Source organism: Dietzia sp. oral taxon 368, assembly GCF_002999155.1.
In the GTDB taxonomy this organism is placed as follows: Bacteria; Actinomycetota; Actinomycetes; order Mycobacteriales; family Mycobacteriaceae; genus Dietzia; species Dietzia cinnamea.
Genome location: NZ_CP027238.1, coordinates 2,076,038 through 2,088,560 on the forward strand (window position 1 = coordinate 2,076,038; position 12,523 = coordinate 2,088,560).

Sequence of the window (12,523 nt, forward strand, 5' to 3'; positions counted from 1 at the left end):
CCACGAGCGGGGCGATCGCCGCGAGCGCGATCGCGGGCCCGGACGCTATCGTCGAGCCATGTCCACCAGCGAGCGCACGGCGTCGACTGCCTGGGGCGACGCCGCCCCCGCCGCCCCGCCCGCGTCCCCGGATGCGCAGGTCCCCGTCGGGCCGCCCGTCTACGTCAGTCCACCGTCGAAGGTCCGCGACGACACGGTGCGGCCGCCGCTGCCGGGAACCGTGGTGGATACCGTGTTCTTCGCCCTGGCCACGGTCGCGGCGGCGTGGTTGGGCTGGCGGCTCCTGGACGACGTGTGGCACCACGCGTGGTGGCACGTGTTTCTGCTCGTCCCGTTCTGGGCGCTGGTCGCCTACCTGGTGTTGCCGCGGCTGCAGACCCTCCTCACGTCGGTGTACGTGCCCGGCTACTTCATCGCGCGCACCCGTACCTCCGACGGCCTGCTGGGGGATCCGGTGAACCTCGCGGTGGACGGCACGGCGCGGCAGATCCACGAGGCGATGACGGCCTGTGGCTGGATGCTGGCCGACGACGTCACCGTCAGGTCCTCGTGGGGCATCGTCGTCTCGTCGGTGCTGCGGCGGTCCTACCCGTCGGCACCGGTCAGTCCGCTGACGCTCTTCGGACGTCGGCAGTGCCTGGCCTACCAGCAGGAGGTGGAGGGCAACGCCGCCCAGAGGCACCACGTCCGCTTCTGGCGCTGCCCGGACGGGTGGCTGTTGCCGGGCGGCCATCGGGTGCAGTGGCTCGGCGCGGGCACCTACGACCGCGCCGTGGGACTGTCCCTGTTCACTCTCCAGGTCACCCACAAGATCGACGCGGACATCGACGTGGAGAGGGACTACATCGTCGACTCCATCCGCTACCACGTGCCCGAGGCGGGGGTGCGGGTGCTGGAGAACTTCTCCACCGGCTACCACTCCCGCAACGGCGGTGGCGACGCGATCCGCACCGACGGCGACCTGCCGGTGGTGGACCTGGGGCGGGTGCCGGTGCCCGAGGTGTCGTCGACCGACCTGCCGTTCGGGGTCGTCCGGGCCGCGCGGGGGTACGACGACCCGCTCTCGGAGGGCGGCGTCGCCTCGGGGGACGCGGACCGGCCGGCCGACTACGTGGACCCCGACCCCGGTCACCTGCCGCGTCCCGCCGCGCTGACGGCGGGATGCGCGCTGGTCGCGGTGACCGTGCTCGTCCTCACCGTCCTGGCGCTGCGCGACGTGCTGGGCGGGGCCGATCTCGAGGAGTTCGCCGGCCTCGACGAATCCGAGGTCGGGCCCGCCATCATGGCGCTCGCCGTCTTCATCGGCGCGGTGTACGGGGCGATGGCCGTTCTCGCGCTGCTGACGTGGCTGGGGTACGCGCGGCCGCGCGTGTGGCTGCTGACGATGACGGTGGTCAGCACGATCTCCACCGAGTACGGGCGCCTGACCACCGACGCCGAACAGGACACCTTCCTCGGGGGCTATCCTGTCCTCGCCGTGAACGTCCTCATCCTGTTGTTGCTCACCAGCCGGCCCGCGCGCACGTGGAGCCGGCGCACCGCGCAGGAGCGGGGTGCGCGCCGACGGGTCCTGCCGGCCGGCGCGGGAGTCCCGGCGTGAGCCGCGTCCCCGACGCCGCAGCGGTGCGGGCGGCCGTCGAGGCGGTGGCCCCCTGGCTCGACGACGACGAGACGAACGCCAGACCGGGTCGCTCGGCCCTCGCGGCGGCGGTCCGCGGCACCGTGGAGAGCCTCGCGGCCGAACTGCCGGGGCGGTCGGTCGAGGTCCGTGTGCCGCCGTACGCCGCCGCGCAGTGCGTCGAGGGGCCGAGGCACACGCGGGGGAGCCCGCCCAACGTCGTCGAGACGGACCCGCGGACGTGGCTGGAGCTGGCCACCGGCCGGGTGACGTGGGAGACCGCCGTCGCCGAGGGCCGGGTTCGGGCCTCGGGGTCGCGGGCGGCGACGGTCGCCGCGGGACTGCCCGTCGTCCGCCGGGCGTGACCGCCGCGCTCGTGTGGTCCGGTCGCCCGCCGGGTGGAGGGGGTGCGGCGGCTGGCTTTGGGGTCACGGGGGTCGGGGAACGTAGACTTGCAGTACACACCGTCGGGGTCCGTCCGGGCGGGGAGTCCCGAAAGCCGTGAGGGAGCACCAGCTGGTGGAGAGCACGTCGTCACGTCCGGCACCGTCCGGGGTACTGCGCCGTACCGGTGGCCCCGCAGCCGTGGGGCTCGGGCTCCCGGACCCGTCCGCACCCGGACCGGCGGGTCTGCCGATCGACACCGAACGCATCGGTCCCGTCGAGGAGTGCGGCGTCTTCGGGGTGTGGGCCCCCGGCGAGGACGTCGCCAAACTCACCTACTACGGCCTGTACGCGCTGCAGCACCGCGGCCAGGAGGCGGCCGGCATCGCGGTCGCCGACGGCGAGCAGGTCCTCGTCTACAAGGACCTCGGCCTCGTCAGCCAGGTCTTCGACGAGAAGACGCTCGAGTCGATGCACGGCCACGTCGCGATCGGCCACTGTCGGTACTCGACCACGGGCGCGGCGAGCTGGGACAACGCCCAGCCGATGTTCCGCCCCACGACCGAGGGCGGTTCCGTGGTCCTCGGGCACAACGGCAACCTCGTCAACACCCGCGAGCTCAAGCGGCACGCCACCGAGCTGGGCATCCGCGGGTACACCGAGGACAGCGCGCACTCGGACTCGGACATCATCTCCACGCTGCTCGCGCACGAGGCGCGGGAGGGCGGGCTAGAGGAGGCCGCCGCCCGCCTGCTCCCGCACCTGCGGGGCGCCTATTGCCTCACCTTCTCCGACGAGAACACCCTGTACGCGGCGCGTGACCCGCACGGGGTCCGCCCACTGGCGCTCGGTCGCCTGGAGCGCGGGTGGGTCGTCTCCTCGGAGACCTCCGCCCTGGACATCGTGGGCGCCTCGTTCGTCCGCGACATCGAGCCCGGAGAGCTCATCGCGATCGACGCCGACGGTGTACGGTCCCGCAAGCTCTCGCCCTCGACCCCCAAGACGTGCGTCTTCGAGTACGTCTACCTGGCCCGGCCGGACTCGGTGATCAACCAGCGTCTGGTCAACTCCGCCCGCGTCGAGATCGGTCGCCGGCTGGCCCGTGAACACCCCGCCGACGGCGACCTGGTCATCCCGGTGCCCGAGTCCGGCACGCCGGCGGCCGTCGGGTACGCCCAGGGCTCGGGCATCCCGTTCGCGCAGGGGCTCACGAAGAACGCCTACGTGGGCCGCACGTTCATCCAGCCCAGCCAGACCATTCGTCAGCTGGGCATCCGCCTCAAACTCAACCCCCTGCGCGAGGTGATCCGGGGGCAACGCCTGGTGGTGGTGGACGACTCGATCGTCCGGGGCAACACGCAGCGTGCCCTGGTGCGGATGCTGCGCGAGGCGGGCGCCCTCGAGGTGCACGTCCGGATCGCCTCGCCGCCGGTGCGCTGGCCGTGCTTCTACGGCATCGACTTCGCCAGCCCGGCGGAACTCATCGCCAACGGCGTCGACGCGTCGGACGGGATGCTCGAGGGAGTGCGTCGCGCGATCGGCGCGGACAGCCTCGGGTACGTCTCGGTCGACGGGATGATCGAGGCGAGCGGCCAGCGCAGCGAGGAGCTGTGCGCGGCGTGTTTCGACGGGCACTATCCCATCGAACTCCCCGACGACTCGGCCATGAGCGCGGCCGTGCGTGCGCTCGCCGCCGAGGTCGGCGAGCTGGAGATCGCCGAGGCCCCGGACAGCAGCGAGATCGCGGACGCCGTCCACAGGCTCTGACACCGGCGTCGACCGCCGACCCCCACCGGGCGCCCGAGAGCGGCGCCGACGAGGAGAGACACCACATGACCGAGAACCCACACCCCCCGACCGGCGCCTCGTACGCCGCCGCCGGCGTCGACATCGACGCGGGTGAGCGCGCGGTAGAGCTGTTCGCGCCGCACGCCAAGCGGGCGACCCGGCCGGAGGTGATGGGGGGCCTCGGTGGCTTCGCCGGGCTGTTCTCACTGAAGAACACCTACCGCCAGCCGCTGCTCGCCTCGTCCACGGACGGTGTCGGCACCAAGATCGCGGTCGCCCAGGCGATGGACGTGCACAACACGGTCGGGATCGACCTGGTCGCCATGGTGGTCGATGACCTCGTGGTGTGCGGCGCCGAGCCGCTCTTCCTTCAGGACTACATCGCGATCGGCAAGGTCGTCCCCGAGCACGTCGCCGACATCGTCGAGGGCATCGCCGAGGGATGCGTCCGCGCCGGCTGTGCGCTGCTGGGCGGCGAGACCGCCGAGCACCCGGGCCTCATGGCGCCGGGCGAGTACGACATCTCCGCCACCGGCGTGGGGATCGTGGAGGCCGACGAGATCCTCCAGGCCGAGAACGTCCGGCCGGGCGACGTCATCGTCGGAATGGCCTCCTCGGGGCTGCATTCCAACGGGTACTCCCTGGCCCGGCACGTACTGCTCGACCTCGCGCGGCTGCCCCTCGAGGGGCACGTCGAGGAGTTCGGCCGCACGCTGGGCGAGGAGCTGCTCGAGCCGACGCGGATCTACGCTCTCGACTGCCTGAGCCTCATCGCCGAGACCGACGTCCGCGTGTTCAGCCACGTCACCGGCGGTGGCCTGGCCGAGAACCTGGCCCGCGTGATGCCGCGCGGTCTGGTCGCACGGCTCGACCGCGGTCGGTGGCCCGTGCCCGCCGTGTTCGGCACGATCGCGCACCACGGCCGCGTCGAGCAGGCGGAGATGGAGCGCACGTTCAACATGGGCGTGGGCATGGTCGCAGTTCTGCCCGAGGAGGACGTGGACCGGGCCCAGGCCGTCCTCACCGCCCGCCACGTGGAGAACTGGGTGATCGGCCACGTGGAGAAGGCCGGCGAGGACGCCGACGCGCCCCGCGTGGTGCTCGAGGGCTCACACGCGCGGTTCTGACCGCCCCACGCGGGCTGCACGACGACAGCGACCCGGCCGGGGCAGTTCCGGCCGGGTCGCTGTGGTTCTCGGTTTACCCCCGCCCGCGCCACGTACGTGGGCCGGGCATCCGTAGGGGGATGCCCGGCCCACGAGAGGTCTGGCGGGAGCGGGAGTGGTCAGTACCTGGTGTCGCCGTCGGACCACGACCCGTAGGGGTCGTCGTCCTCGTCGGTGCTGAGCCGCATGGACGACCCCCCACCCGACAACTCCTGCTGAAGACGTTCTAGGTCCGTCTGCGGAGTGTTGTACTTGAGTTCGCGAGCGACCTTGGTCTGCTTCGCCTTCGCGCGGCCTCGGCCCATTGACCTGACCCCCTCGGAAACGGTGCTGGGCCACCTCGGGGGTGCCCATTGCAAGTGTGAGTATCTGCCTGACCACAGGATAGCGTGCCCGGCGCGGAATGTCCGCCCGGGTGTCGCGGAGCGGCCCGCGGGTCGGCCACACACGGGGGTGGGAGCGGCCGCCACGCCGGGGCCACTCGGGCCGTCAGGCCTGGCCGCGGAGCCGTCGGATCGCCTCGCGGCCGGCCTGCGGGCCGCTGTCCTGCGGGGCGGTGTCGGGGTCGACGGCGGCGTCCACTCCGCCGATCTCGAGGGCCGAGTCCATGGGGACCGCGCGCTTGAGCAGGGCGAGGGCGACCGGCCCGTCCTCGTGGTGCTGGACGACCGTGCCCACGCGGCCGACCGGGCGGCCGCCGGCGCGGACCTCGGCGCCGACCGCGGGCAGCTCGTCGCCGCTCGACCCGTCCAGCTGCAACCGCACGAGGACGCGGGGGGAGCGCCCGAGGTTGTGGACCCGGGACACCGTCTCCTGGCCCCGGTAGCAGCCCTTGTCGAGGTGCACCGCGCCCCGATGGGTCACGTCGCCGATCCATGTGGGGATCTCGTGGGGGATCGTCTTCTCGTCGGTGTCCACGCCCAGGCGACCCCTAGGCGGGGTCGTCGCGGCCGCACGCAGCGCCTCGAACGCCCAGGAGCCCGCGGGTCGCGCCCCCGCGTCGACTGCGGCGGTGAACCACGCCGTCAGCGCCGGGCGGGGGACCACCAGGTCGACCGAGCCCGCCTGGGGCCACGGCATCCGACGGGCGATCCCGCCACCCGGCAGCGCAACACTCGCGTAGTCCCCGGTCGGGAGCTCCACCTCGGCGCCGCCGGGCGAGGTGAGGATCGCGGGCAGGCCTGCCCCGGCGAGGGTGAGGACCGCGAGGTCGGCGGACGCGGGGGCCGCGTCGGCCCAGAAGACCATCTTGGTGAGGAACTGCAGCAGCGGCTCGCCCCGGCCGGGTTCGGTGTCCACGACCACCGTGGCGTCCACGTCGGCGAGCACGGCGTGGTGCTCGATCCGCCCATTGGCGTCCAGGACCAGGGTCTCGCCGCCGCCGCCGTCGCCGATCTCGGCGACGTGCTGGGAGACGAACCCCTCCAGCCAGGTCAGTCGCTCGCCGCCGCCGATGGTCAGGACATCGCGATGGGAGCGGTCGACGATCACGAACCCTGAGTCGGCGGCCCGCTGCTCGCCGAAGGGGTCGCCGTAGTGGTGGGGGACCCCCGCGTCGGCGGAGTCGTCGCTCGCGTCCACCGCCCCGGGGCGGGCCAGGATCGGGCTGCGGTAGCGGCTGTCGGTCCGGTCGGGCACAGCTGGATCGGTCACGATCGCGAGTGTACGTACCAGGTCGTAGTGTGGGCTTCATGGGTACTCCAGCAGGAACGGCGATCGATCGACCCGATGACGCCAGGGTCGTCGTCCTGGTCTCCGGTGGGCCGGAGGGGTCACGGCCACGGGTCCACCCGGCGTCCGAGCCGTTGCTGCTGGCGGACGACCTCGCCGCCGTCCGGGGGGACGGGTGCTTCGAGACCCTCCTGGTGGTGGATGGCCGCCCGGCCAAACCCGAGCGGCATCTCGCGCGTCTGGCGAGGTCGGCGGCCGCGTTGGGGCTCACGGGTCCCTCGGAGTCCGCGTGGCGGGCCGGAATGGACCTGGCCGCGCGCGAGTGGGGCCCCCGGACCGAGGCCATGCTGCGCCTGGTGCTGACCCGTGGACCCGAGCGGGGCGGGCAGGAGACGGCGTACATCACCGTCGCGCCCGTCAGCGGGTCCGCACTCCGGGCGCGAGCGGAGGGGATCGCCGTGACGGCCCTCGGTCGGGGGTACGCCTCCGACGTCGCCGGATCCGCGCCGTGGCTGCTGATCGGCTCCAAGACCCTGTCGTACGCCACCAACATGGCGGCCCTCCGGCACGCCGCGGCGGGCGGGTTCGATGACGTGGTCTACCTCTCCTCGGACGGTGAGGTTCTCGAGGGGCCGCGCTCGACGGTGGTGATCTCCCGCGACGGTGAATTGCTGAGCCCACCGGCGGAGGTCGGGATCCTGGAGGGCACGACCCTGGCCGCGATGGCGGAGGTCGCGGCACGCGACGGTGTGCCCGTGCGGCGTGAGCGTCTCCTGCTCACCGACCTCGTGTCGGCCGACGCGATGTGGCTGCTGTCCTCGGTGACGCTGTACGCCCGGGTCCGCCGGATCGACGACACGACGCTGCCGGGAGGGGATCCCGGGATCGACGTCGCCGGGATGGTCGATCGCGCGGTCGGACGCGCATGAGAACCGCCCACCCGACCGGAGTCGGGTGGGCGGGAGCGGAGCCGGCGGCGGGGCCGATCGGCTACGCGGGGCGGGGTCGGTTGCGCGGTGCGGGCCCGTCCGGGTCAGCCCGCGACGCGGCGCAGGCGCGCGGACATGTGAGGGACCAGTCCCTTCTCCGGGTGGACCCGTTCCTCGACCCAGCCGAGGTCGCCGCCCTCGACGATCCCGTAGATCCTCTTGGCACCGCCCCGCTTGGGGCCGGTGGGTGAGGCGAGGACCACGTCGGTGGCCATTTCCCATGCCGACTGGGTGATGGGGGTGCCGTAGTACATCTCGATGATCCCCGAGGCGTGGGCCACGAGGAACTCGAGCTGGTCGTCCGCCGAGATCCTCCAGAACCCGGTCTCGCGGTAGGCCGTGTCGTCCACGGCGCCTCCGGAATCGTAGGTCCACGAGCGGGAGGTCCAGCTCAGGTAGTTCTCGCCGTCGTGCGAGACCACCACCTGCTGGCCGAACCGGTGCTGACCGCGGTCCTCGGTGTCCGCCTCGCCCTCACCCTCCCAGACACCCACGAGGGGAAGTAGGGCTAGCAGGCCGGGGTGGAGATCTGGCCCGAAGCGCAGGTTGGCGGTGTCCTCGGGGACAGGGAGTTCGGAGAACGCGGGGATGTTGCGTCGGGCGGTCTCCTCGGAGCGCTGCGCGGCGGCGTTGACGGCAGCGTTCCCGGACCCGCGCACCACCGAATCGCCCCCTACCCCGTCAGGGGTGGGCGGCGTGGGGTCTCCGGCGTTCGGCTGGCCGTTTTCCGTCACGACTCGTCGGTGACCGTGCGGTAGACGATGTAGCAGGTGGCCCACAGGATGGCCAGCGTGCACAGGACCAGGAGGATCTCGAAGAAGAGCACCATGGCCCAATCCTAACCCCGAGGCGTTCAGCCCACTGCGATGCGGGCGTCGATCGAGTGGATGAGGCAGTCCTCGGGCGGCACGACGAAGTCCTCGGAGACCCTGGCCTTCACGCCCAGAACGGTCGCGAGCGTGAACTCCGCGTGCACGACGCCCTCCCGGCCCGGGGGGTCCACGGTGAGCACGATGTCGCGCACCTCACGGATCACCGAGTACTGCAGGTGCAGGTGGAGGTCCCACTGGAGCTGGGCCGCGTTGAAGCCGGTCCTGAGCCCGTTCTCGCGCCGCACGCAGTCACGCGCGAACGGGACGCGGAACGCCGCGGCCGGCGCGGTGAGGGCGGTGAGGTACATCCGCACCGCCGCCTCGCGCTCCTCGGGGGAGTAGGGGCCGGGGTGATCGGGTACCTCCGGGGCCGCCCCCCGACGCTGATCGATACCCACGAGGACCGCGGAGGCGATGGAGGCGCCGACGGCGACGACGGACGCCCGCCCGGCCATGCCGAGCGCACGGGACAGCAGAGACATAAGATCGAGACTAGTCAGCCTCACGCCCGCGCGGGGCGCGACGCCTCACCGCTCGACCGGGACCCCGATGAGGGAGCCGTACTCGACCCAGCTGCCGTCGTAGTTGACGACGTCGGGCTGGTCGAGGAGCTCGTGGAGGACGAACCAGGTGTGGCTCGACCGCTCGCCGATCCTGCAGTAGGCCACGATGCGCCGATCGGGGTCGGTGATCAAGTCCGAGTAGATCTCGCGCAGTTCCGCGTCGGAGCGGAAGGTGCCGTCGCGGGTGACGGCGCGGTTCCACGGGATGCTGACCGCGCCCGGGATGTGGCCGCGCTGGCGTCCTCCCTCCTGCGGCAGCCCGGCGGGAGCGGCGAGGCGACCGGTGTACTCGTCCACCGAGCGCACGTCCACGAAGCCGTCGCGGCCCAGCCCGGCGAGGACGTCGTCGCGGAAGGCGCGGATCGACAGGTCCTGCGGGTCGGCCACGTAGTCGGTGACCGGGCGCCGGGGCGTCTCGGTCTCGAGGGGGCGTCCCTCGCGTTCCCACAGCATGCGACCACCGTCGAGGAGTCGGACGTCGCGGTGCCCGTAGAGGCGCAGGTACCAGTACGCGTAGGCGGCGAACCAGTTGTGGTTGCCGCCGTAGACGACGACCGTGTGGTCGCGACTGATGCCCCGCTCGGACATGAGTTCACCGAACCGTTCGCGGTCGACCAGGTCGCGTGTGTACTGCTGCTGCAACTCGGTCCGCCAGTTGAGTGGGACGGCCCCCGGGATGTGGCCGTCGGCGTGATAGGCCGTCACGTCCTCGTCGACCTCGAGGAAGACCACCGAGTCGTCGGCCAGGCGCGAGGCGGCCCAGCGGGTGCTGACCAGTACGTCGTCGCGACTCATGTGGGCGAGTCTAGTGTCCGGGGCGCGCGAGGCCGTCGAGCGGCGCTCCGCCGCGTGCGGCGGCGCCGGCGGCGGTGATGGTGCCGCCGGTGACCGTGAGCTCCTCGACCGTCGCGCCCAGGGGGAGGACGTCGGGCTCGAGGGTCAGTGCGGTGCGGCGGAGCGCGAGCTCGCCGTCGCCGTCGGGGAACCCCGCCGGTCCCGTCGCGGGTGCGACGGGGACGAGGTGCGCGCCTCGGGCGTCGACGACGAGGTCGACGAACGCGGAGACACGGGTGTCGGTCCCCTCGATGGTCCCGGTGACGCGGGCCCGGTGTTCGGTCCCGCCGGCCAGGCTCGGGTCGTCGGCCGCGCCGACCAGCACGTCCCGCATCCCGAGGGCGGGCCCGAGCGAGTCTCCGGTGATCTGAACCGAGATCGTCGCCTCCGGGGCGGTGGGCGGTGCGCCCGGGTCGCCGGGGACGCGGACATCGGTGGCCGCGGCCTCGACCGCCACGGGGCCGAGACCGGGCCGTTCGACGCCTTCGATCCGGATGGCGGCCGAGGCGAGGGTGTCGGGCGCGACCCACCGTGACCCGGGCGCGCCCCCGATCTTCACCGACGGCACCCCGACCTCCCCGGGGGCGGCGATCCGGGTCGACAGGTCCGCCTCGATCCGGGAGGCGTAGACGGCCTCGGCGGCGAACGCACCACAGGCCACCACGGGCACCGCGGCGACCGCGACGAGAGCGGGTCGGGGGATCCTCATGGGATTCAGGTGTACTCGACTCCCTGTTCCGGGGGTAGGGGTCGCTAGTATTCCTTTCGGCCCCGGATGGAGAGGAAGCGACATGGACGTAGTGCTCCTCGCCGCTGAAGCAGACCCGGAGGCGGTCATCCCGGCCCTGCCTCTGCTCCCGCACTCGGTCCGGGTGCTCCCCCCTCTCGCCTCGTCGGTGGGTGAGCTGTCCGGGGCGGCACTGGCACTGGTCGACGCGCGGAGCGATCTGGCGGCGTCCCGGGCGTTGTGCAGGCTCCTGGCGGGTGGCGCGGACATCGCCGTCATCGCGGTGGTGTCGGAGGGCGGTCTGATCGCCGTCAGCGGTGACTGGGGGTTGGACGACATCCTCCTGCCCACGACGGGTCCGGCCGAGGTGGACGCCCGGTTCCGGTTGGCGGCCGCGCGACGCTCCACCCAGGGCGAGGCGGACGGCGGCCTCCTCACGGTCGGCGATCTGGTGATCGACGAGGAGACCTACGTGGCCCGCGTCAAGGGACGGCCCCTGGATCTGACCTACAAGGAGTTCGAGCTCCTCAAGCACCTCTGCCAGCACCCCGGGCGCGTGTTCTCCCGCGCACAGCTCCTGCAGGAGGTGTGGGGGTACGACTTCTTCGGCGGCACGCGCACGGTCGACGTGCACGTCCGGCGCCTGCGCGCCAAGCTGGGCCCGGATCACGAGTCCCTCATCGGCACGGTCCGTAACGTCGGGTACAAGGCGGTCAGACCGACGGACCGCCGCGAGGAGGGAGGGGACGCATGACGGTCGATGAACGATCCATGGACGCCGCCACCGCCGACCGGGTGGAGGCGATGGCCGCGGAGGCCGAGACGCTGGACGGGGTGGCCCCGCTGGGGGAGCAGCCGCTACGGGCGCTGCGGGCGCCGTCCGCCCGGGTCCGTCACTTTCTCGCGAGCGCTCCCGGCACGGACGGGCCGGCCGGGTATGCGCAGCTGACGGGCAGCGGACCCGGGTCGTCCGCCGAGCTGGTGGTCCACCCCGGACACCGCCGGCGGGGACTGGGCACCGCTCTCGTGCGCGCGGTGCTGGAGGCGGAACCGGATGTCGCCGTGTGGGCCCACGGGGATCTGCCGGCCGCGCGGGGTCTCGCAGACGGCATGGGCCTCGCGCGCACGCGCGAACTGCTGATGATGCGCAGGCGCGCCGCCGACGTCCCGGCGCTGCCGGACCAGCGCCCGGCCGAGGGGATCGAGACCGGCACGCTCGCCGACGCCGCCTCCGAGGGCGGGCAGCGCTGGCCGGGCCTGGACGCACGGGCGGAGTTCCTGCGCGTCAACAACGCCGCGTTCTCGTGGCACCCGGAGCAGGGCGGCTGGAGTCGTGATCAGCTCGACGAGCGGCTGGCCGTGGACTGGGTCGATCCTGCCGGCGTGTTCCTGGCCGTCGACGTCACGGGGCCGCGGTCGCGCTTGGCCGGGTTCCACTGGACCAAGACCGTCGCGGAGCCGGGGGAGCCGGTGGAGGGCGAGGTCTACGTCGTCGCGGTGGACCCGGCGGAGCAGGGGCGCGGTCTCGGCGGGCTACTCACCGCCCTCGGCGTCGCGCACCTCGAGGACACCGTCGGCGCGGAGTCGGTGGTGCTCTACGTCGAGGGTGACAACTCCCCGGCGATCAGTACCTACGAGCGTCTCGGATTCACGGTCGAGCACCGCGATGTGACGTACGCCTCGCGGTGATGACCGGGATGGCGGGGGTGCCCGTTCTCAGTGTCACCCCAGGTGGGGGCCTCGCCGGGCGGGCTCCGCGGGCAGGGTGAACTACGCGCGAACAGGGAGTTCATCTCGGGTTCACCTACTTCCTCGGGGCTGTTCACGTCCGAGCTTTAGGTTCTCTCCCCGTCGGGCCGGTGTGTGCGGTCCGGCCCCGCGACCAGATCGCCAAGAACGTGAACCGGTGGG

Annotated in this window: 13 protein-coding genes; 7 read left to right on the forward strand and 6 right to left on the reverse strand. The window is 72.7% G+C overall.

The features are described from left to right. Positions 1–58 precede the first annotated feature (58 nt). From C3V38_RS09740 to purM, 4 genes are all read left to right on the forward strand, one after another. Positions 59–1,600: an LssY C-terminal domain-containing protein gene (locus C3V38_RS09740; protein WP_106385693.1), complete on the forward strand. Its 1,542-nt coding sequence runs from the start codon at positions 59–61 to the stop codon at positions 1,598–1,600. Next, positions 1,597–1,983: a sterol carrier family protein gene (locus C3V38_RS09745; protein WP_063934955.1), complete on the forward strand. Its 387-nt coding sequence runs from the start codon at positions 1,597–1,599 to the stop codon at positions 1,981–1,983. The genes C3V38_RS09740 and C3V38_RS09745 overlap by 4 nt, the downstream gene beginning before the upstream one ends. A gap of 154 nt (positions 1,984–2,137) precedes the next feature. After that, the gene (gene purF, locus C3V38_RS09750) at positions 2,138–3,769 is read left to right on the forward strand and encodes an amidophosphoribosyltransferase (RefSeq protein ID WP_106386446.1); all 1,632 of its coding nucleotides are present in this window, start codon (positions 2,138–2,140) and stop codon (positions 3,767–3,769) included. A gap of 65 nt (positions 3,770–3,834) precedes the next feature. After that, complete coding sequence (gene purM, locus C3V38_RS09755) at positions 3,835–4,917, forward strand: phosphoribosylformylglycinamidine cyclo-ligase (RefSeq protein ID WP_061228999.1); 1,083 nt, start codon at positions 3,835–3,837, stop codon at positions 4,915–4,917. Between the two features lie 158 nt (positions 4,918–5,075). On the opposite strand, the gene C3V38_RS09760 is transcribed toward purM, so the two are convergent. Continuing rightward, positions 5,076–5,261 (reverse strand): DUF3073 domain-containing protein, encoded by a 186-nt coding sequence (locus C3V38_RS09760; RefSeq protein ID WP_007630683.1) that lies wholly within the window; start codon positions 5,259–5,261, stop codon positions 5,076–5,078. Between the two features lie 184 nt (positions 5,262–5,445). Continuing rightward, a complete protein-coding gene (locus tag C3V38_RS09765; RefSeq protein WP_106385694.1) occupies positions 5,446–6,609 on the reverse strand; it encodes a folate-binding protein YgfZ in 1,164 nt (387 codons plus the stop codon). A gap of 38 nt (positions 6,610–6,647) precedes the next feature. Here C3V38_RS09765 and C3V38_RS09770 point away from each other — a divergent pair, with 38 nt between their 5' ends. Then, positions 6,648–7,556, forward strand: coding sequence for an aminodeoxychorismate lyase (locus C3V38_RS09770; RefSeq protein WP_254425947.1), 909 nt, complete (start codon positions 6,648–6,650; stop codon positions 7,554–7,556). Positions 7,557–7,660: 104 nt separating this feature from the next. Here the strand turns inward: C3V38_RS09770 and C3V38_RS09775 are convergent, their stop codons facing one another. The 4 genes from C3V38_RS09775 to C3V38_RS09790 all read right to left on the reverse strand — a co-directional run bounded on the left by C3V38_RS09775 (position 7,661) and on the right by C3V38_RS09790 (position 10,594). Next, on the reverse strand, positions 7,661–8,350 hold the full coding sequence (locus C3V38_RS09775; RefSeq protein ID WP_174705777.1) for an FABP family protein: 690 nt from the start codon (positions 8,348–8,350) through the stop codon (positions 7,661–7,663). Between the two features lie 119 nt (positions 8,351–8,469). After that, positions 8,470–8,970 carry a hypothetical protein gene (locus C3V38_RS09780; protein ID WP_063934952.1) on the reverse strand — a complete coding sequence of 167 codons (501 nt, stop codon included), beginning with the start codon at positions 8,968–8,970 and terminating at the stop codon, positions 8,470–8,472. A 45-nt stretch (positions 8,971–9,015) separates the two neighbouring features. Further along, positions 9,016–9,846 carry a sulfurtransferase gene (locus C3V38_RS09785; RefSeq protein WP_070722313.1) on the reverse strand — a complete coding sequence of 277 codons (831 nt, stop codon included), beginning with the start codon at positions 9,844–9,846 and terminating at the stop codon, positions 9,016–9,018. A 10-nt stretch (positions 9,847–9,856) separates the two neighbouring features. Further along, positions 9,857–10,594, reverse strand: a complete 738-nt coding sequence (locus C3V38_RS09790) for a DUF2993 domain-containing protein (protein ID WP_070722311.1) — start codon at positions 10,592–10,594, stop codon at positions 9,857–9,859. An 82-nt stretch (positions 10,595–10,676) separates the two neighbouring features. Here C3V38_RS09790 and C3V38_RS09795 point away from each other — a divergent pair, with 82 nt between their 5' ends. Next, entirely contained in the window at positions 10,677–11,366 is a 690-nt protein-coding gene (locus C3V38_RS09795) for a winged-helix domain-containing protein (protein WP_070722307.1), read from the forward strand. Further along, the gene (gene mshD / locus C3V38_RS09800; RefSeq protein ID WP_061228993.1) at positions 11,363–12,301 is read left to right on the forward strand and encodes a mycothiol synthase; all 939 of its coding nucleotides are present in this window, start codon (positions 11,363–11,365) and stop codon (positions 12,299–12,301) included. The genes C3V38_RS09795 and mshD overlap by 4 nt, the downstream gene beginning before the upstream one ends. Positions 12,302–12,523 lie beyond the last annotated feature (222 nt).